Source organism: Vibrio sp. 10N.222.52.B12 (assembly GCF_002875385.1).
GTDB classification, from domain to species: domain Bacteria; phylum Pseudomonadota; class Gammaproteobacteria; order Enterobacterales; family Vibrionaceae; genus Vibrio; species Vibrio jasicida.
Genome location: NZ_MDAW01000115.1, coordinates 1 through 18,311, shown reverse-complemented (window position 1 = coordinate 18,311; position 18,311 = coordinate 1). Strand labels below are relative to the sequence as shown.

Sequence of the window (18,311 nt, the reverse complement as noted above, 5' to 3'; positions counted from 1 at the left end):
GAGTGTAAGTCCGTTTATTTTGATGGGTGCATCTAGCGTTTAGAGATGGCTTTTGTCGTGAACGGTTTAATTCAACTAATTGAATATTAGTCAAAACTCACGTTCTTGCTGCCAATCTCTAAGCGATAACGGAAACTTGATGTGAAATACGATCTATGGCTCAAATTTTTTGCCTTAGCTTCACTCAAGCGATGTGGTTATCTTAGCCAGTTAGGAATCTAAAAATGTGCATTTTGCGCCACGTGTTCTATCTTTTGAAAAGCCAGTCAAGTAACGTCAGCAATATGTAATGAAAAGAGACGTGTTGAACTTAGGAGAAGGTGTGAGTCATTCCATCCCATTGATTAGAAAAACAATCGTGTATGATTTTCTTGGTCAGTTAGTTCTGGAGCCTAAAGCATTGGCGCAACTGCAAGAGCAAGCAGACATGCCATTTGCGCTAGACACTTCAACGGCTGAGTTCATTTCTTTCCATGCTTTTTCTCGGTTGCTATCTGGGTTGAGACAGCACTTAGGCGCAACGGTATTTGTCTCTTCATTACAACGTATCGCGAAGCACGCGAGTATTAATTTGAAGTTCAATCAAGCCACGTCGGAAAACGTCATCACGAGCTTAGGGCTAAGAGCCTTGAATGTTGAAACATCAGCTCATGTCACTCGAGTAGAAGCTCATGCTAGTGCCTTTGAGCACATAGAAGCCGAGTTGTTTCTAACGGTTTATCTTCATGCGTATTTGAAAGCTTGGTACCCAAATCTGCAAGAGCCGAGCGCTTACTATCTGCTTCACCTGCAAGGCCAGCCCTTAACTGAGCTCCAAATCAGAAACGATATTCCGCAGTTTCTTGGTCAAGAATGTTTGGCGTTGGAGTATCCTACTTTAGAAGGGATTGAAAGGATAAATATATGCGCTGAGGACAAGCCTTTTGCTTACTATGTTGAGCAAGCTTTGTCTGCGTACGTAGGGCGAGTTGATATGTCTTTGGAAGTGTTTAGCGAGTTAATTGGCATTTCAAAGCGCACAGTGCAGCGCAGTTTGAAGCAAGAAGGCACCAGTTTTCGAGAGGTAAAAGAGGCGCTCAACTTTACCTTTGCCAAACGCGTTTTGATTCAAAGAAACAGTGCCGTAGGAGATATTGCCGTGCACTTGGGGTACGCCGATGCCACTCAGTTTGTACGTGCCTTTAAACGCGCGAATGGCATCACCCCCTTGCAGTGGAAGAAAGCTAATCAATTATCGAGCTAAGTTGACCAAATAAATCTGTTTGATCTCTATCGTGTTTATCTATATAACCATTTGAAAAATATAGCACTTTCAATAGTGTGGAAGAAAATTAAAAAGAAGGGTAGAAGAACGGATGTTTTTACTCATCGCAATACTTGCAGGGGTAGCGGCGTTAATTTGGTTTTATCGAGAAGGGCAAGTCATTGGCTTGAACCGGATCCTCGGCATACTTTATTTTATTACTTACGCTGTGGTGTATTTGTACGTTCCACCATTTCTCGAAATGGGGCATCAATACATTGGCAAAACCTACGAGCTGATCCCCATCGCCTGCCTTTACGGCATTTTGTACCCAGATCCTGAGGAAGCAACGACTGAACAGAAGGCGATAACCTTTTTTTCATGGTGTGGCTTGATCTTTATCAGCTGTTTCTTGTTGTATTTCAAAATGAATGTCTGGTGAGAAACTAAACACTAAGTGCAAGGAAGATAAATGAGTTATGAATTATTTATCCTGTTGATTTTGTGAGAAGGATTATTGAGGTGTTGAATTAAAGCTGCCAGAATCCAATATTCGATGCTGATTATTCATTTGGCGTCATTGGTTGTCATTTAAAAACAGAGAAAAAATATGTTTAAAAAAGCACTCGTTCTGGCTCTTCCGGTTGTATTAGCAGGTTGTTCTGCTCCTAAATTCACTGCTGAGCCTATTGCACAGTCGAATCAAAGCAAAGAAATCACTATCGTAAAAGATGATGCGACAAGGGAAGTGTTCATGGATTCGTTGCAAGAATGGTGCTTAGACACAGCACGTAAATGTACTGTTGTAAGTGACGGTACAGCGCCTAAGACAGACGAACTGACGTTAACTTATGTTTCACGTTGGAGTTGGGATTTGAGAACGTTTATCGCTGATGCAAAAATTAACGCTTACAAGAATGATCAGAAAGTCGGCCACGTTGAATTTAAAGCGTCCAACAATGGTAATTTAGACAAATTTGGTGACGATACAAAGCGTATTGAATCGATGATTCAAATTCTATTTGGTGAGCAAACTATTAGTGACGCTCAGCAGAAAATTAAATCTGGCGAAATCTAAGCACACAGTTTAAAAATGTAAGAGCATCGATACTCTAGTAAAGCTCAAAAGTAATGTTTTTCTTTTGAGCTTTATTTTTTTATGTCATTTAAAGCGCATATGAAATAAGCCTAAATAAGTGAAATGATATGGAAATAGCTAAAGCCAATCTCAGCCATTTAGAAGCGTTTGAACAGTATGTTGAAAAGTGTGCTCAGGCGGGAATGGAAATGTACGTCGCCGCCCAAAGCGACAGCGAAGCGCTGCTGAAAAAACGAATTGGATACGCGAAAGGCGAAGGCTTGCCGGAGGGGTGGACGCCGTCTTCGACTTACTTTTGTATCAAGGAGGGGATGATACTTGGTTCGATTCGAGTTCGTGATGGTAATAACGACTATCTTGAAAATGTGATAGGGCATATTGGTTACGAAACCGCGCCAGATGCTCAAGGCAAAGGCATCGCCACATTCATGTTGAATTGGGTGAAAGCCGAGGTTATAGAAGACAGCGCTATCGTTACTTGTGATGTGAACAATACCGCATCAAGGCGCGTGATCGAAAAGGCGGGTGGCGAGTTTCTCAATACATTTTATTCAGAACAAGACCAATACGAAGTGCGCCGCTATCGATTGTCGCCAGAGTAAACTCATTGAGATGAACAAACGCCCTCGTGACTGAGAGCGTTTGTTATTGAGAATGTTCCATTCTGAAGTGAGAAGCTAGAACTCTTCCTCTTCAAAGCGCCCCGTGTTCTCTAGCCATAAACCATTGATGACACCAAAGGCGCAGGCGAGTAATACACCAAGTACCCAACACATGTACCACATACTTGCCTCCTTAATAGAGCGATGAGCTGTTGCTGCGGATGTAGTTGTTATCCAAACGTCCGAACATTTTGTAGTAACACCATGCGGTGTAGCCCAGAATCACAGGTACAACGATGATGGCAACGATAGAGATAATGCCGAGCGTTTTCTCACTCGATGTCGCGTCCCATAGCGTTAAGCTGTGCGATGGGTTGATGCTTGATGGCATGATCATCGGGAACAAGGTGACGCCCGCGGTTAAGATAATGCAAGCAATCGCAATGCTCGACATAGTAAACGCCACCCCAGCACGGCGAGAGACCGTTGCCCAAAAGCACACCAGTAAGCTCGTTACCGCAGTGAATGGAATCAGCCAAAGTTGCGGCATTTCGCTGAAGTTATGCAATAAATCACCCGCGATGCTCACCACTTGTTTGTTGAGTGGGTTTGAAATGCCATCTTTAAGCATCGCGCCTATGATGATGTAACCCGATTGCGATGCCGCGAACAAACCGCCAAACATAAACAGCAACATGGTTGCCCCAGCGCCCCACAGCGTGATGTTTTGTGCTCGACTGCGTAGCTCATGTTTGGTTTTCATTTGAAGGAAAGCAGCACCTTGTGTCACCACCATGGTCAAACTCACCAAACCACACAGAATTGGGAATGGAGTGAGCAAGTCAAAGAACCCACCTTGATAATCGAGCATCAGCAAGTTGTTTAACTCGAACGGTACGCCGACCAACAAGTTACCGAAACCAACCCCAAAGATAATCGGTGGAATCACACCGCTGATGAACAAGGCGATATCACATGCGTTGCGCCATTGCGGATTATCGATTTTAGCTCGGTAATCCATACCGATAGGACGCAACCAAAGGGATGCGAGCACTAACAGCATGGCAATATAGAATCCGGAGAACGCTGCGGCGTATACCAAGGGCCATATCGCGAAGATGGCACCGCCTGCGGTGATCAGCCAAACTTGGTTGCCGTCCCAGTGCGGCGCGATAGCGTTAAGCATTACGCGGCGTTCTAGGTTCTTTTTCCCCATAACAGGGAGCAGCGCGGCTACCCCCATATCGAATCCGTCAGTGATGGTGAAACCAATCAACAGCACACCAACGATCGCCCAAGTAAATAGGCGTAGGTTTTCGTAATCAAACATAGTGCCTCCTTAGTGCTGATCAATCAGTTTGAATGTGTCGGGTTGTTTGTCTTTTTCGTTGTTTTCTTCATGGTGATAGCGACCTGTTTTGAGCACGCTTGGTCCACGTTTGGCAAACTTCACCATCAAGAACATTTCTACAATTAAGAACGCAGTGTAGAGCACATAAACAAAGCCGAGCGAAATCCAAATGTCACTTGGTGCGAGGTTAGATACTGCCATATTGACCGGAAGCACCTCACCAATTGCCCATGGCTGACGTCCGTATTCGGCAACGAACCAACCTGCTTCACAAGCTATGAAAGGCAATGGAATCGCCCATAGTGCCGCTCCCAATAACCAAGGGCTTGAACCCAATTTTCTGCGGCAGACTTGGACGAAAGACAAACCGATAATGGCGAACATCAATACCCCACAAGCCACCATGATTCGGAAGCTCCAGAACAGAGGTGCTACTTGAGGAATCGTGTCTTGCGCCGCTTGCTCGATTTGACTTTCAGTCGCGTCGGTGACGTTTTCGGTGTATTTCTTCAAGAGTAGACCGTAGCCGAGATCTTTCTTCATCTCATCGAATTGAGCGATGTTTTCAGGACTGTCGTTACCTGCGCGAAGTTCCTCTAGCATGCCGTAAGCTTGGATACCATCGCGGATACGATCTTCGTTCTGTGCCATCAGATCGCGTAAGCCCATCACTGGCTCATCCAGCGAGCGAGTCGCGATGATCCCCATTAGATATGGAATCTTAATCGCGTAGTCGGTTTCCATGGTTTCTTGGTTTGGTAAGCCAAATAGCGTGAACGAGGCGGGTGCTTCTTCGGTGTGCCATTCGGACTCAATTGCCGCGAGTTTTACCTGTTGCACGTCACCAAGCTCGTAACCTGATTCATCACCCAGCATCAATGTCGACACAATCGCCGCCATGCCAAATGCGGACGCCACCGCAAACGAACGGCGAGCGAAAGAGATATCTCGGCCTTTGAGTAAGTAGTAAGCACTGATGCCCATCACAAACAAAGCACCTGTGGTGTAACCGGCAGCCACGGTATGAACGAACTTGACTTGCGTGACGGGGTTAAACACCATATCAGCAAAGTTGATCATTTCCATTCTCATGGTCTGGTAATTGAACTCTGCGCCGACTGGATTTTGCATCCAGCCGTTTGCCATCAAAATCCACAAGCCAGAGAAGTTAGAACCCAGAGCCGTCAGCCAAGTGACCGACAAGTGTTGGCGTTTTGATAATCGATCCCAACCGAAGAAGAACATGCCGACTAAGGTGGATTCGAGGAAGAAGGCAATCAAGGCTTCGATGGCAAGCGGTGCCCCGAAAATATCGCCCACATAGTGAGAGTAATACGCCCAGTTGGTACCAAATTGAAACTCCATGGTAAGACCGGTCGCCACGCCCACGGCAAAGTTAATCCCGAATAACTTACCCCAGAACTTGGTCATGTCCTTGTAGATGGTTTTCCCCGTCATGACGTACAAAGACTCCATAACGGCCAGCAAGAAAGACAAACCTATGGTCAGTGGGACGAATATAAAGTGATAGAGTGCGGTACTAGCGAACTGAAACCGCGACAGATCAACGACATCTGCAAACATAAGGACTCCTTCCCGCTACCAGAGTAGCGGGTTAGATAAGGTTATTATTAGTCTGTTTAATTAAGCGTTAAAGCTTGGGTGCACTTGAATTACGCCTTTGCTGGTGTGCGAGAGAAAGGTTTTCTCAACCAGTAATCCAAGCTTACGTAACGACCACCGCCGTAGAAGAACAGCACCAGCAACATCACAAAGTAGGTGGCTGCGAACTCCATACCGTTGTTGAGCATTACCGGGTCACCCAATTCGGTGATGTAGTTGTATCGACCTGGGAAGTTGGTCGCTAACCATTCAATAAAGCCGTTCAAACGTACCGTTGCTTCCATGCCGCTGGTGGCGATGGCATCCCAACCGTGTTTCCAGTGCACCATTGCGCTCGCAACACTCATCAAGAAAATCATCGGAATCGACATCACTCGTGTAAACAAACCCAAAGCGATACAAATACAGCCAAGCACTTCCGTACCTGCGGCAAGAAACGCTAACAACTCGGGAAATGGTAAGTTCAAACCACCATCTGCGGTGGACGCGCCAAACCACGCGACGGTGCCAGAGAAGCCCAGCACCTTAGAGCGAGCGCCAACGAAAATGACCGGAATGAGGTAGAGACGAATCGCAAGCAACGCTAAGTAATCGTATCTTTTGCATTTCTCGACGAGACCGTCGAACCAATTGAGGGCTGACTTAATCATAATTTTTCTCCTGAAGGGCGGACGCTGACGAGTCCTAGTTCATTGAAGTGTTGAGCCCACTCCATGAAACTGAATCTGGCGAGTTGCTGAGCAATCATTTGTTGTAGTTGCGCCAGAGTCAGGTTTGGTTGCTGTTGTAATAGCTGAACCAATGCGACATCCACTTCTCTGAGCTTTTGCGATATCACATGATGCTGTGAGTTCCGAAACACGCCATAAAATACAGGGTGACGCCTGTCAGTTAGGAAAGTCACGGAGTCTTGATGCAGCAAGAAAGGCACTTCTAACAGCCTTAATGTTGGGTTGAGTTGCAGCACTTGGTTCTGTTCTAGTATCGGATTCGATGAAGAAGTGAATGCCGCGACTAAGGTGTCAATTTCTACATTGAACGCCACCCATTCATATTCCAACAACGCCATCTGGTCGGCAGAAATAGAGCTGGAGTCTTGATGCACTTTCTGCTGCAAAAACTGAACAAACTCGGTGGCAATATGGTGAAACTCAGGCTCAGATGCGTCATGCATCACCACAAAGTCATCCACCATTCGTTCTAGTTGTTCATCAGCGAACTGCGAAGAAAATAGAGGGAACGTATTCGCAACGACACCCAAGATGTTGTCGCGGATAAATTCGCTATATCGACACAGCGCATGCTGATTCATAGGCGTGCGAATCAGAGCCGTTAGGGACTCGGTTTGCGCGCGCATTTTGCTCGGAGGATTAAGCATTGAGCACCTCCTTACACAACACTTCGAGTGTTTGACTGAAATCCAAGATCTCGCCATGAATGCTGCGAAGCTCTTCAGCCAGAACAAGCAACGACGGCACATTGTGGTCGCGCTCAAGCAGTAAAGGTTTGCTGCCATGCACCGAGTAGGTGTAACGAGCCAGATCAATCACTTCATCAGGCACTGGCTTTCCATGGGTATCGAGCAAGAAGTCATCACGCTCTTTCAAGTGACCCGCAATGTGGTAATAACGAATCGCGTCGCTTGGTAAAGTACTCAGCATGTCGTAAGGGCAGAAATGATGATTTCGGCTGTTGACGAACACATTGTTGATGTCGATAAGCAGCTCACATCCACTGCGGTCACTCACTTCAGCGATAAACTCGCCCTCTGGTATTTCATGTCCGTAATCGTGGTAGTAAGAGATATTCTCTAACGCCAATGGACGCTGAATAATGTCTTGCACGCGTTGAATGCGTTCGACCAAATACGGAATGTTCTCTTTATGTCGAGGGATCGGAAGCAGTTCATACAAATAGCCCTGATTGTCTCTAGAGAAACTCAGATGTTCGCTATAGATGTCGATATTAAATTCATCGAGAAAGCGTGCGACGTCTCGTACAAAAGACTCGTTTAACGGTTGGCAATCACCAATCGATAAGCTCAAGCCATGAGCGACAAGCGGATAATATTGAGCAATGTCTTGCAGCTGTTCACGTTTTAAGCCGCCAATATTCATCCAGTTTTCCGGTGCTAATTCGAGGAAATCGATATCTGGGTGCTCGGGCAACTGACACAGCAAATCAACGTGTTCGCTGCGCAGCCCAATCCCTTTTGATGTATCGGTTATTGTCCGCATACGCCACCTGTTACTTTGCTTTTGGTGAGTTTGATGGTTTCTTCTGAAGGGTTAATACCTTCGCCAGTCACGCCACATTTGCCGTCACGAGCGCGTACCAAGCGACCTTGTGGATCGTTCTTTAGTTCTTGTTTCTCGAAGCGTTTCTCTGTACCACATTTACCAGCCGCACACTTACCGCCATGTTGAGAGCTGGATTGAGCTTCAACGGGAGCTTCGGTTGGTGCATCGGCAAACGCCATGCCTGAGTTCAAAGTAATGACAGACGTCATCGCGATAGATAGAGCGAGTTTATTGTTCATGAGACATCTCCTTCGCTGCGCTCATTGGGTAGCTAGATAAATCGTGACCAGCAATAACTTGACCGTGGTAGTACTTTTTAACGATCTTGATGGAAGCGGGTTTGAGTTTTAGACCTAAGCCCATCCAGTGGTTAAGCACCAAGAGTTTTGGATTCACTTCTGCGGCGATCTTGCCGACAACCGATGGCTTAGCGTGCATAAACGATGAGACTTCGTCGGCTTCTTCATGAATAGCTAATGGCATCAATAAGATGTCCGCACCTTTAGCGAAGTCGATGAAGTCAGGGTTACTGCCGTTTTGGTCAGCGGAAATCACCATCACGCCTTCGGCACTTTCGATTCGAAAAGCGAGACAAGGAACGTCGCCGTGTGGGATACCCAGTGCGTAAATGGTTAACCCATCTTGCTCGTACACCTTGGTGCCTTGGGAAGTTTTGTATGGCACATCGGTAATTGTGACAGGGAACAAGCCATCGCTGCCATCAAACAAACCGTTCAGATATGCGTACGCGCCTTCATCACCGTCGAAAAGCGCTTTCATGTAACCAGTCAAGCTAGGAAATGCAGAGCCCGCTTCTGGACCCGCGATATCGAGAGGATCTTCACGATCAAAGAAGTACCCCCCTTTTAGCAGGGCTGGAACGTCGGCAACGTGGTCGGTGTGAAAGTGACTTAAACCAAGGAAATCTAAGTCTTCCAGTTTGCCGCCCGCCTGCCCAAAACGCAGATAGACACCACCACCGGCATCGATCATCACGCGTGATTTTCCTTTCCACCAAACCAGTTCACCAGACGAGGCACGAAGGTCATCAGAGATTGGTCCGCCAGAACCAAGAAGTTGCAAAGTAAAATCTTTGTCTAGCGGTTCGAGAGAGAGTGCGTAACTGTTGGCGGTTCCGAGAGATAACCCCAGAGCCAGCACTAACGCTTTTAAAGGCTGTTTCATATTGAATACCTATGAGTTTGATTTTTCTTATTTATTTTCTTTGGGTGAGCATCCAAAGAAGTGTTGAAGAGGCAGGAAAAACGATTTGTTTTTGATGTCCATCAAAGCACGGGAATAAGATATCCAATATGAATGGTTAATTATATCTAGTAATTTTAAAGTTTCGTTCAGGTAAACTGAACGTTATTGGTTTGAGCTGAACAAGCATCAGAATGTAAAAAGGCACCGCAAAGGGTGCCTTTTATTTGTGTTTTGCAAGAACAACCAGGGCATGCATTGTCGCTTTGCGGTGAAACCGATAAGCTGTTTGGCATCTTGCCAAAATAGCAGTATTAGGAAGCGCATCATGGATCTCGATATCTACCAAGTGGACTCTTTCACCACCGAACCTTTCAAAGGAAACCCTGCTGGAGTCTGTCTCTCACAAGAACCGTTACCAGAAGCATTGATGTTCTCTATCGCTGAAGAAATGGCGGTATCAGAAACTGCTTTTCTCTGTTTGAAAGACATGCGTCTGCGTTGGTTCACACCTAAGGTAGAAGTGGCGCTATGTGGTCATGGCACATTAGCCACAGCGCAAATCTTAAAAGAACAAGGATTAGCGAAGGTTGGCGATACCATTGCCTTTCAAACTCTCTCTGGTGAGCTTCATGCAAAAGTAAACGAGTCGACAATTGAGCTCGACTTTCCTTCGACTCAGCTTGAAATGGATGTTGAACAAGACGCTACGTTGCTAGCGGCGCTTGGATTGAAAGCAGAGCAGGTGGTTTCTTACGCTCAGTTTGACAGCAAAGGCTTTATTGAAGTCGACAGTGAACAAACCGTGCTGGATCTCGAGCCTAACTTTGACGCATTAAAGAACATTCAAGGGCGTGGCGTGGTGGTAACTGCTCAATCGAACTCCCCGGCTCTCGACTTTATCTCGCGCTACTTCGCCCCTTGGGTGGGCGTGAACGAAGATCCTGTAACAGGCTCAGCCCACTGCGCACTGACTCAGTTCTGGGCGCAGAAGCTCGGTCAAAATCAGTTTAAAGCTTATCAAGCCTCAGCACGTGGCGGCCACTTACAAACCGAACTACTTGAAAATGGGCGCATTAAACTAATTGGCTCAGCAAAGACGGTAATCAGCGGAAAACTAAAGGTATAACGCGATGAAACAATCCATTATCCATATTGCTTTGGTCGTAAAAGATTACGATGAAGCGATTGATTTCTATGTGAATAAGCTGAAGTTTGAGCTGGTGGAAGATACTTACCAACCAGAGCAAGATAAGCGCTGGGTTGTGGTTTCTCCACCGGGTTCTAATGGTGTGACATTATTGCTAGCCAAAGCGTCTAAGCCAGAACAGCATGATTTTATCGGCAATCAAACTGGTGGACGTGTGTTCCTATTTTTAAACACCGATGACTTCTGGCGTGACTACAACCGAATGGTAGAGCAGGGCATTAAGTTTGTTCGACCGCCAGCGGAGCAAGACTACGGCACAGTCGCCGTATTTGAAGATCTCTATGGCAACCTGTGGGACTTGCTAGAGATGAGTCCAAGCCACCCAATGGCTGCGCGTTCATAGACTCGAATTCATCGATATTAAGAGCGTCTTTCGGGGCGCTCTTTTTGTTTCAGATATCCGCCTCTTGCATTTCTTTCTTCTTCTCCTATTTCGCTTCACTTTGCCTATCAGCTTCATTCTCAAAATGATAATGATAAAAATATCTAAATAAGATTTTGTTTTTTAAGGATTTAAACTCGGCACTATATTTGCGTTATCCCCCTTACAACCAACGATTCAGTTGACGAGGGGAATAATATGAAAACAAGGAAAATGTTCGTGCTAACGTGTTGTTGTGCATCTGCGTCAGCATACGCACTTACTACCAGTGATTTGGCATATGAATCTGGCAGCGATAGCTCAAACTACTCGCTAAAAGGCAAGCCGAATAATATGTATTCTATTTCCGGGACATTGCCACAAGACACACTCAGTAATGTTTATTCAATGCTGCCAGAGGGTACAGCCGTCAACAATGCCTTTATCGCACCAGAGCGTTACTCGAACATCGATATTGACGATGAACTCGATGGAGCCCCTTATGCGACCGCCTCAATTACGTTTCTGAATGAAGGGGCTGGTTATAGAAATGCATTGGGGTACTTCGTTTACGACACTGATAATCCACCGTCAAACAAAGACGAAGTTAACGCACATGTGATTGTATTCCCTAATGCTTCCAAGGCACCAGATGGTGAGATGGCTGAAGGTGATACGATTGACCTCAATGTGCAGTTGACAGCAGGTCAAACGCTGGCATTTTTCGTTATCCCAAATGGGTGGGGAGCCAGTACTTACAACAATATTTTGAATTTAGGTCCTTGGAACACGCCTTTCTATAGTTATTCGAACCTTAACCCTGAATCAACAGCGCTCTATCGTAAACATAATGTTGCGTTTATCGATACGCAAAACGAGTTTCTTGTGTTGGGGTTCGAGGATCTTCTTCGCCCCTACGGTGACAATGACTTTAACGACTTACTGTTTACCGTCGATGTTTCACCATTCTCCGCAGTAGACGGTGTAAACCCGGATGGAACGACGGATTCTAAATACGAAGTGCTGGTACAAGAAAACGACCCAGATGTTACCGTTACTTCTGTTTATCCAAGTTCTAATTCTTATGCGACCATGGCCTTTGAAGATCGCTGGCCATTAATGGGCGATTACGATTTTAACGATGTGGTGTGGCGCTACCGCGTGACTGAACTGTTGAATGGTCAACGTGAACTGAAAGCCTTCACCGTGGATTACACCTTACAGGCAATGGGAGCAGGGTTTTCAAACGGCTTTGCTGTAAAACTGCCGAATGTTGACCCGACAAACGTTGCTTCTGTTACGCTCACGAAAAATGGGCAGGCGGTTGAACATACGGTCTTACAATCTGGTAGTGAAACGATTCTTGTGGTTTCAGAAGATCTACGAGCAGAGTTGGAATCGCTTGGCGTGCTCAGTGAGACTTGTACTTATTACCGAACGCAAAGTGGTTGTTTGAACCAACAAGCTGCTGAGCTCCTTGCATACCAACTTGTTGTTGAGTTAACCACTCCTGTGGAGAGAGATTTGGTTGGCTATCCACCTTATGACTCTTTCATTTTTGCGGCTGAAAATACCTACCATGGCGACTTTGTGGCGACATTCCCTGGTATGACATGGCAAACGCACTTTAAGTCGTTCTCCGGTACTGCTGAGATGAACAATGCAATATTCAATATGCATGATGACGATACGGGTGGTTCGGAATACTTCCTGACCGATAACAACATGCCTTGGGCGATCAACATTCGTGATGAGTGGGAACATCCTATCGAACTTATGGACATCAGCCATGCTTATACCGGTTTTCCTGCGTGGGTATCGAGCAATGGTGAAACGGATACCAGTTGGTATAGCACGCCAGTAAGTGGAAAAACCATTTCAGTAGCGGAATAATAAGGAGCTTCACATGAAAATTTCAACAAAACTGCTGACCATCATGTTCGTTCCTGTGTTTATTGTCGCTTGTGGTGGTGGAGGCGGCGGTGGTGGTGGTTCTTCAACGCCTGCACCAACGCCCACTGTTGAAACCATCGATAACACCCAAGATATTGTGGCGGAACGTGATTTTTCATTTGATATCGGAGAAACCATTACTATATCGATGAACTATCAAGGTTCTGCGGATGGCGCTTTACACCTTTACACCAAAGCGGCATTTACCACAGAAAACGGTGTGGTCGTGGCCGATCCAATGTCGCGCATTACCACCATTTATCCAACACGAACCAGCGAAGTGGAGTTAGAGGTAAATGGTAACTGGAGCCAGTTGTATGCTCAGTGGGTACCCATGAGTGCGAATGAATCAGAGAAGAATTGGGTCGTATCATTAAATCAGTCCAACAATAACTACCACCTCGACTTTTAATAGTGACGAGTAGAAAAAACGAAAGTGCGGCAAATGTCGCGCTTTTTGTTTTTCGAAAAATTCGGCGCAATATGAATGTGACCTATATCACCTTATGAATGAATCATATAGAATGGCGGCCACATTCAATATGACCTTTTTTAACAGTATCTCGAAAGTAAATTAAGAGCTTGTTATTAAAAGAAATTTACTTCGAGGGCACTGCTATCATTAGTACAAACAACATCACCATGCAATTTGGTGCCGAGCCATTGTTCGAAAACATTTCCGCTAAATTTGGCAACGGTAACCGTTATGGCCTGATTGGCGCGAACGGTTGTGGCAAATCTACGTTCATGAAAATCCTGAGTGGCGCGCTCATGCCAAGTTCAGGCAACGTTTCTATTACTCCAGGATTAAAACTTGGCGTATTGAGCCAAGATCAGTTTGCGTTTGAACAATACAGCGTGATTGACGCCGTGATCATGGGTGATCGCAAATTGTGGGAAGTGAAACAAGAACGTGACCGCATCTATTCATTACCAGAAATGAGTGAAGAAGACGGCATGAAAGTCGCTGAGCTTGAAAGCGAGTTCGCAGAAATGGACGGCTATACAGCAGAAAGTCGTGCTGGCGATATTTTGCTGCAAGCAGGTATTGAAGAAGAGCTGCATTTTGGTTTGATGCAACAAGTTGCTCCGGGCTGGAAACTGCGCGTGCTTTTGGCACAAGCTCTGTTTGCTAACCCGGATATTTTGTTGCTCGACGAACCAACCAACAACTTGGACATTCATACCATCAACTGGTTGGCAGAAGAGTTGAACCAGCGTAAGTGTACGATGATCATCATCTCGCACGACCGTCACTTCTTAAACTCTGTGTGTACTCACATGGCAGATATCGATTACGGCGAATTGCGAATTTACCCTGGTAACTATGAATACTTCCTCGAGGCATCTGGTCTTCGTCGTGAACAGCTATTGGCTTCTAACGCGAAGAAAACCGCTGAAATCAACGAACTTCAAGATTTCGTAAACCGTTTTGGTGCGAACGCATCGAAGGCGAAACAAGCCAGTTCGCGCGCTAAAAAGATGGATAAAATCCAACTCGACGAAGTGAAAGCAAGTAGCCGTGTTAGCCCATCGATTGATTTCGGTGAGGGTAAAAAACTGCATCGTTTAGCCTTGGAACTGCAAGACCTTGGTCACTCGTTTGGTGATGAGTTGTTGTTTGAAAAAGGCAATTTGTTACTTGAAGCGGGCACTCGCCTTGCGATCATCGGTGAAAACGGTGTGGGTAAAACGACCTTGCTGCGTTGCCTAGTGAACGAGTTAGAGCAAACTCAGGGCGTAGTAAAATGGTCTGAAAACGCTTCGATTGGTTACTGTCCACAGGACAGCAGTGCAGACTTCGATAATGATCTGACCATCTTTGAGTGGATCTCTCAGTGGCGTACCGTGAAGCACAATGACTTAATGGTGCGTGGCATTCTAGGCCGTTTGTTGTTTACCGCTGACGATGCCAACAAAAAAGCGAAAAACTGCTCAGGTGGTGAGAAGAACCGCCTTCTGTTTGGTAAGCTAATGATGCAAGACATCAACGTTTTGGTGATGGATGAGCCAACCAACCACATGGATATGGAAGCGATTGAAGCGTTAAACAGCGCATTAAAAGACTACACGGGCACTTTGATCTTTGTTAGTCATGACCGTGAGTTCGTATCGTCATTGGCGACTTCAATCATTGATGTAAAAGACAAACAGTTGGTGAGTTTCCAAGGTACATTTGAAGAGTACATGGCACACCAACAAAAGGTGCTTAGCGCTGCATAATCAAGCGCCGATCAGAGTGAATAATTGGACGTAAAGATCGTCTTTGAGACGAAGAATACAACAGATTATTCGCAATAGTGATTTAATCTAAACCTAATAGAGGTAAGGTGGTGAGTACAACGCTCGCCACCCACAATTAAGGAGCCGTTCATGAGCCATGAATTTATGACCGACGAAGAACGTATTGAACTGCAGAAGAACAACCCTCTGCACGGTCTTAAATTAGAAGACATGTTGCAGCAGCTTGTTGACCATTACGGTTGGGAAATCCTCGACACAGCAATGCGTATGAACTGTTTCAACACTAAGCCAAGCATTGCGAGCAGTGTTAAATACCTGAAGAAAACAGAATGGGCTCGCGAGCGTGTAGAGAACTTCTACCTATACCGCTACAAGCGCATGCCAAAGGCGTCGGAATACGAATACAACTTGCCACCACGCGCACGTACTTTCCGTCATGGATTGGAGCCGCGTGAACCAATGGAGCTGACGGTTGAATCGATTCTGGCTTCACAAGCGAAGGCTGCGTCTGCACACAAAGAGCGTTCAGCAAAGCAACGCTCAGATCGTGCTCGCTTTAATAACCGCCGTCGATAAACTTTCAATTCTCTTGTTCTGGTAGGCTTGATGTCTAAGAGCAAGGATGATTTTGATGAAAAGCCAAACTATCCAGTTTGGCTTTTTTATTGTCTTTTCTTTGGCTAAACCTCGTTATCAAGACCCTAGCTTGATAATCGAAGAGTACATCTGCTGCGGATCTGACTGACGCTTGAATCGCGTTTGGAAGCTCTCCACCACATAATCAATAAAGGCTCTCAGCTTTTGAGACTGCTCTTTGTGATAAGGGTAAACGATGTACAGCGCGTGCTCTTCCATCTGCCATTCAGGGGTAATCTCAACCAATTCACCGGATGCTAACTGAGGCTCAACAAAGAAGTCTGGCAATAGCGCAACCCCATGCCCTGCGCATGCGGCTTGGGTGAGCGCCAAACCGCTGTTGACGGTGTAAACACTCTCAGGCAAATCAACTTCCAGTACCTCACTGCCATTTTGAAATATCCAGCGGCGAGAAGTTGAAGAGAGGCTATAGCTAAGTAAACGATGGTATATAACGTCACTTGGTGATTGAAACGGCTGCGATTCTTTAAGGTATTGCGGGGAAGCGCAAAGTACACGACGAATATTCAATAGTTTACGCGAACGTAGGCTAGAGTTACCCAATTCGCCTCCGCCACGAATGGCAATATCAACCCCTTGCTCAATCAAATCAATATGTTCATCACTCATCACCACTTCGATGGATAGCTCTGGATGTAGCTTCATAAATTCACAGATGATGGGGTTTAGCTCAATCAACCCTAATGACATCGGCATGCTGATTTTTAGCGTGCCCTTTAATGTGTGGGAAGACTCAATCACTGAGCGGTCTGCATTATTGAGTGCATCGAGAACCTGACACACTTGTTGATAATAGAGCTGACCATTATCGGTAATGTGTAAATTGCGGGTAGTGCGGTTAATCAAAGGGCTTTTCAAATAGCTCTCTAATTCATTGATGTTCTTACTTATTGCGGCTTTTGAGAGATTTAAATCTTCTGCTGCCGCGACGAAGCTACCTAGCTCCACCACTCGACGAAATACGGTTAATGCTCTGATCTTATCCACGCATTAGTTTCCTCATACTTTATTGTTCACTGATGGTGAACTATATAGCCACTATTATAGTGTTTATTCACTGTTGGGAGTTAATTAATATCACCTCAATCACTGAGTGCCCGACATAAGTAGGGGCAAACGTAATTAGGATTCCACTATGAAAAAGATCGTTGCATTTACTGGTAGCAACAACAGCCAATCAATCCACAGCCTATTGGTTCAAGCGTTGGCAAACCAAGCTACACAAACAGAAGTAAACACCATTGACCTAAATGACTTTGAATTGCCAATGTACGGTTTGGACGTTGAAGGTCAGGGCATCCCAGAAAACGCAAACAAACTGCGTGCAACGTTAAACGAATACGATGCGATCATCATTGCATCACCAGAGCACAACGGCTCAATGCCAGCATTCCTGAAAAATGCGATTGATTGGCTATCACGCGTTGCGCCTCAAGGTACGTCCTTCTTTGGTGACACGAAGAAACCAGTTCTGCTAGTGAGCACATCTCCAGGTGCAAACGGCGGCGCGACCAATATCAAAACCATGGCTGAGTTGATGCCTTGGTGGGGTGGCGATATAAAAGGCACATACAGCCTAGGCGGCTTCTACGACAAGTTCCAAGATGGCAAATTTGATGCTGCGACCTCAGCGGAACTGAGTGAGCTAATGACCTCTTTCGAGAAGTCTCTGTAAGTTATCTATACTCGCATTAGTAGTGATTCATCAGAGTAGCTAATCAATAAAGGTAGGTAAGGTATGGCGGTATTAGAACAAGGTGTTTGGTATCCAAACAAAGACGCAAGTGAGCTGACAGCAGAAGATCAATTCGCGTTACCAAGTCAGATCGAAGCGGGTCGCTATCACTTGTACATGTCGTTGGCTTGTCCTTTTGCCCATCGCCCTTACTTAGTGATCAAGTATATTGGTTTGGATGAAGTTATTTCCGTCTCTTCCGTTGCTGCAAAGCGTTACAGCAATGGCTGGGAGTTTGATGGTGCACATCCCGATCCTCTATACAACGCGAATAATCTAACGGCGTTGTATGTAAAAGCGAAAAGCGATTACACCGGACGCGTAACAGTTCCCTTGCTATGGGATAAGCAAAACCATGCGATTGTGGGCAATGATTCAGCCGCAATGGCAATGGACCTCGCTACGCGTTGGCTACCTTTAGCAAAACATCCGGTGGAGTTGGTACCCGCCGCATTGCGTGAAGAGATCGAAAGCCTAAATCGATGGCTTCACAGCAATGTGAATGGCAAGGTGTATCAAGTCGGCTTTGCAACCACGCAAGCGCAATATGACCAAGCGAGCAAAACCTTGTTTGATGCGCTAGCGCAACTGGATCAGCGTTTGGGTCAGTCGCGCTACTTGCATGGCGAAGACGTTACCCTGTCTGACTTGTTCTTGCTGCCAACATTAGTGCGTTTCGAGGCGGTGTATGAAGTGCACTTCAAAGCCAACAAAAATGTATGGTCCGCCC

Annotated in this window: 21 protein-coding genes; 12 read left to right on the top strand and 9 right to left on the bottom strand. The window is 45.8% G+C overall.

What is annotated here, in order from left to right:
- Positions 1–322: 322 nt before the first annotated feature.
- The 4 genes from BCT11_RS11085 (at position 323) to BCT11_RS11070 (ending at position 2,944) form a co-directional block, all read left to right on the top strand.
- A complete protein-coding gene (locus BCT11_RS11085) occupies positions 323–1,243 on the top strand; it encodes an AraC family transcriptional regulator (protein WP_241909013.1) in 921 nt (306 codons plus the stop codon).
- A gap of 112 nt (positions 1,244–1,355) precedes the next feature.
- Positions 1,356–1,685 (top strand): hypothetical protein, encoded by a 330-nt coding sequence (locus tag BCT11_RS11080; protein ID WP_039977539.1) that lies wholly within the window; start codon positions 1,356–1,358, stop codon positions 1,683–1,685.
- A gap of 168 nt (positions 1,686–1,853) precedes the next feature.
- The gene (locus BCT11_RS11075) at positions 1,854–2,321 is read left to right on the top strand and encodes an Sbal_3080 family lipoprotein (protein WP_039977538.1); all 468 of its coding nucleotides are present in this window, start codon (positions 1,854–1,856) and stop codon (positions 2,319–2,321) included.
- Positions 2,322–2,449: 128 nt separating this feature from the next.
- Entirely contained in the window at positions 2,450–2,944 is a 495-nt protein-coding gene (locus BCT11_RS11070; RefSeq protein WP_102388329.1) for a GNAT family N-acetyltransferase, read from the top strand.
- A 75-nt stretch (positions 2,945–3,019) separates the two neighbouring features.
- Here the strand turns inward: BCT11_RS11070 and cydX are convergent, their stop codons facing one another.
- From cydX to BCT11_RS11030, 8 genes are all read right to left on the bottom strand, one after another.
- Entirely contained in the window at positions 3,020–3,127 is a 108-nt protein-coding gene (cydX, locus tag BCT11_RS11065) for a cytochrome bd-I oxidase subunit CydX (RefSeq protein ID WP_010453186.1), read from the bottom strand.
- Between the two features lie 10 nt (positions 3,128–3,137).
- Positions 3,138–4,274, bottom strand: a complete 1,137-nt coding sequence (gene cydB, locus BCT11_RS11060; protein ID WP_077262750.1) for a cytochrome d ubiquinol oxidase subunit II — start codon at positions 4,272–4,274, stop codon at positions 3,138–3,140.
- A 9-nt stretch (positions 4,275–4,283) separates the two neighbouring features.
- Positions 4,284–5,879, bottom strand: coding sequence for a cytochrome ubiquinol oxidase subunit I (locus tag BCT11_RS11055; protein WP_102388328.1), 1,596 nt, complete (start codon positions 5,877–5,879; stop codon positions 4,284–4,286).
- Positions 5,880–5,968: 89 nt separating this feature from the next.
- Positions 5,969–6,568 carry a DoxX family protein gene (locus BCT11_RS11050; RefSeq protein WP_045374304.1) on the bottom strand — a complete coding sequence of 200 codons (600 nt, stop codon included), beginning with the start codon at positions 6,566–6,568 and terminating at the stop codon, positions 5,969–5,971.
- Positions 6,565–7,296 (bottom strand): putative DNA-binding domain-containing protein, encoded by a 732-nt coding sequence (locus BCT11_RS11045; RefSeq protein ID WP_054822298.1) that lies wholly within the window; start codon positions 7,294–7,296, stop codon positions 6,565–6,567. Before BCT11_RS11045 ends, BCT11_RS11050 begins: the two co-directional genes overlap by 4 nt.
- Positions 7,289–8,155 (bottom strand): DUF692 domain-containing protein, encoded by an 867-nt coding sequence (locus tag BCT11_RS11040; RefSeq protein WP_102388327.1) that lies wholly within the window; start codon positions 8,153–8,155, stop codon positions 7,289–7,291. The genes BCT11_RS11045 and BCT11_RS11040 overlap by 8 nt, the downstream gene beginning before the upstream one ends.
- On the bottom strand, positions 8,143–8,457 hold the full coding sequence (locus BCT11_RS11035; RefSeq protein WP_005453102.1) for a hypothetical protein: 315 nt from the start codon (positions 8,455–8,457) through the stop codon (positions 8,143–8,145). The genes BCT11_RS11040 and BCT11_RS11035 overlap by 13 nt, the downstream gene beginning before the upstream one ends.
- The gene (locus tag BCT11_RS11030; protein WP_102388326.1) at positions 8,447–9,403 is read right to left on the bottom strand and encodes an MBL fold metallo-hydrolase; all 957 of its coding nucleotides are present in this window, start codon (positions 9,401–9,403) and stop codon (positions 8,447–8,449) included. Before BCT11_RS11030 ends, BCT11_RS11035 begins: the two co-directional genes overlap by 11 nt.
- A 346-nt stretch (positions 9,404–9,749) precedes the next feature.
- Between BCT11_RS11030 and BCT11_RS11025 the strand changes: the two genes are divergently transcribed.
- The 6 genes from BCT11_RS11025 to BCT11_RS11000 all read left to right on the top strand — a co-directional run bounded on the left by BCT11_RS11025 (position 9,750) and on the right by BCT11_RS11000 (position 15,765).
- Complete coding sequence (locus tag BCT11_RS11025) at positions 9,750–10,550, top strand: PhzF family phenazine biosynthesis protein (protein WP_102388325.1); 801 nt, start codon at positions 9,750–9,752, stop codon at positions 10,548–10,550.
- A gap of 4 nt (positions 10,551–10,554) precedes the next feature.
- Positions 10,555–10,974: a VOC family protein gene (locus BCT11_RS11020; RefSeq protein ID WP_039977529.1), complete on the top strand. Its 420-nt coding sequence runs from the start codon at positions 10,555–10,557 to the stop codon at positions 10,972–10,974.
- Between the two features lie 237 nt (positions 10,975–11,211).
- Positions 11,212–12,885: an LruC domain-containing protein gene (locus BCT11_RS11015; protein WP_102388324.1), complete on the top strand. Its 1,674-nt coding sequence runs from the start codon at positions 11,212–11,214 to the stop codon at positions 12,883–12,885.
- 13 nt (positions 12,886–12,898) lie between these two features.
- On the top strand, positions 12,899–13,357 hold the full coding sequence (locus BCT11_RS11010) for a hypothetical protein (RefSeq protein ID WP_039977527.1): 459 nt from the start codon (positions 12,899–12,901) through the stop codon (positions 13,355–13,357).
- A 206-nt stretch (positions 13,358–13,563) separates the two neighbouring features.
- On the top strand, positions 13,564–15,168 hold the full coding sequence (locus BCT11_RS11005; protein WP_080774342.1) for an ABC-F family ATPase: 1,605 nt from the start codon (positions 13,564–13,566) through the stop codon (positions 15,166–15,168).
- 165 nt (positions 15,169–15,333) lie between these two features.
- On the top strand, positions 15,334–15,765 hold the full coding sequence (locus tag BCT11_RS11000) for a VF530 family DNA-binding protein (RefSeq protein WP_005436283.1): 432 nt from the start codon (positions 15,334–15,336) through the stop codon (positions 15,763–15,765).
- Between the two features lie 117 nt (positions 15,766–15,882).
- Here BCT11_RS11000 and BCT11_RS10995 read toward each other — a convergent pair whose 3' ends face one another.
- Positions 15,883–16,833, bottom strand: coding sequence for a LysR family transcriptional regulator (locus BCT11_RS10995; protein ID WP_102388323.1), 951 nt, complete (start codon positions 16,831–16,833; stop codon positions 15,883–15,885).
- 148 nt (positions 16,834–16,981) lie between these two features.
- Here BCT11_RS10995 and BCT11_RS10990 point away from each other — a divergent pair, with 148 nt between their 5' ends.
- Together BCT11_RS10990 and BCT11_RS10985 are read left to right on the top strand one after the other, a co-directional pair.
- On the top strand, positions 16,982–17,521 hold the full coding sequence (locus BCT11_RS10990) for an NADPH-dependent FMN reductase (RefSeq protein WP_102388322.1): 540 nt from the start codon (positions 16,982–16,984) through the stop codon (positions 17,519–17,521).
- 63 nt (positions 17,522–17,584) lie between these two features.
- On the top strand, positions 17,585–18,311 hold a 727-nt coding region (locus tag BCT11_RS10985), incomplete at its 3' end, for a glutathione S-transferase C-terminal domain-containing protein (protein ID WP_102388321.1).

Excerpts from the sequence above, each read along its gene's own strand:
- BCT11_RS11025 (WP_102388325.1), top strand. The coding sequence starts at position 9,750 with ATGGATCTCGATATCTACCAAGTGGACTCTTTCACCACCGAACCTTTC.
- BCT11_RS11075 (WP_039977538.1), top strand. The coding sequence starts at position 1,854 with ATGTTTAAAAAAGCACTCGTTCTGGCTCTTCCGGTTGTATTAGCAGGT.
- BCT11_RS11020 (WP_039977529.1), top strand. The coding sequence starts at position 10,555 with ATGAAACAATCCATTATCCATATTGCTTTGGTCGTAAAAGATTACGAT.
- BCT11_RS11045 (WP_054822298.1), bottom strand. The coding sequence starts at position 7,296 with ATGCTTAATCCTCCGAGCAAAATGCGCGCGCAAACCGAGTCCCTAACG.
- BCT11_RS11070 (WP_102388329.1), top strand. The coding sequence starts at position 2,450 with ATGGAAATAGCTAAAGCCAATCTCAGCCATTTAGAAGCGTTTGAACAG.
- BCT11_RS11080 (WP_039977539.1), top strand. The coding sequence starts at position 1,356 with ATGTTTTTACTCATCGCAATACTTGCAGGGGTAGCGGCGTTAATTTGG.
- cydX (WP_010453186.1), bottom strand. The coding sequence starts at position 3,127 with ATGTGGTACATGTGTTGGGTACTTGGTGTATTACTCGCCTGCGCCTTT.
- BCT11_RS11000 (WP_005436283.1), top strand. The coding sequence starts at position 15,334 with ATGACCGACGAAGAACGTATTGAACTGCAGAAGAACAACCCTCTGCAC.
- BCT11_RS11050 (WP_045374304.1), bottom strand. The coding sequence starts at position 6,568 with ATGATTAAGTCAGCCCTCAATTGGTTCGACGGTCTCGTCGAGAAATGC.
- BCT11_RS10990 (WP_102388322.1), top strand. The coding sequence starts at position 16,982 with ATGAAAAAGATCGTTGCATTTACTGGTAGCAACAACAGCCAATCAATC.
- BCT11_RS11035 (WP_005453102.1), bottom strand. The coding sequence starts at position 8,457 with ATGAACAATAAACTCGCTCTATCTATCGCGATGACGTCTGTCATTACT.
- BCT11_RS11055 (WP_102388328.1), bottom strand. The coding sequence starts at position 5,879 with ATGTTTGCAGATGTCGTTGATCTGTCGCGGTTTCAGTTCGCTAGTACC.
- BCT11_RS11010 (WP_039977527.1), top strand. The coding sequence starts at position 12,899 with ATGAAAATTTCAACAAAACTGCTGACCATCATGTTCGTTCCTGTGTTT.
- BCT11_RS11030 (WP_102388326.1), bottom strand. The coding sequence starts at position 9,403 with ATGAAACAGCCTTTAAAAGCGTTAGTGCTGGCTCTGGGGTTATCTCTC.
- cydB (WP_077262750.1), bottom strand. The coding sequence starts at position 4,274 with ATGTTTGATTACGAAAACCTACGCCTATTTACTTGGGCGATCGTTGGT.
- BCT11_RS11040 (WP_102388327.1), bottom strand. The coding sequence starts at position 8,155 with ATGCGGACAATAACCGATACATCAAAAGGGATTGGGCTGCGCAGCGAA.
- BCT11_RS11015 (WP_102388324.1), top strand. The coding sequence starts at position 11,212 with ATGAAAACAAGGAAAATGTTCGTGCTAACGTGTTGTTGTGCATCTGCG.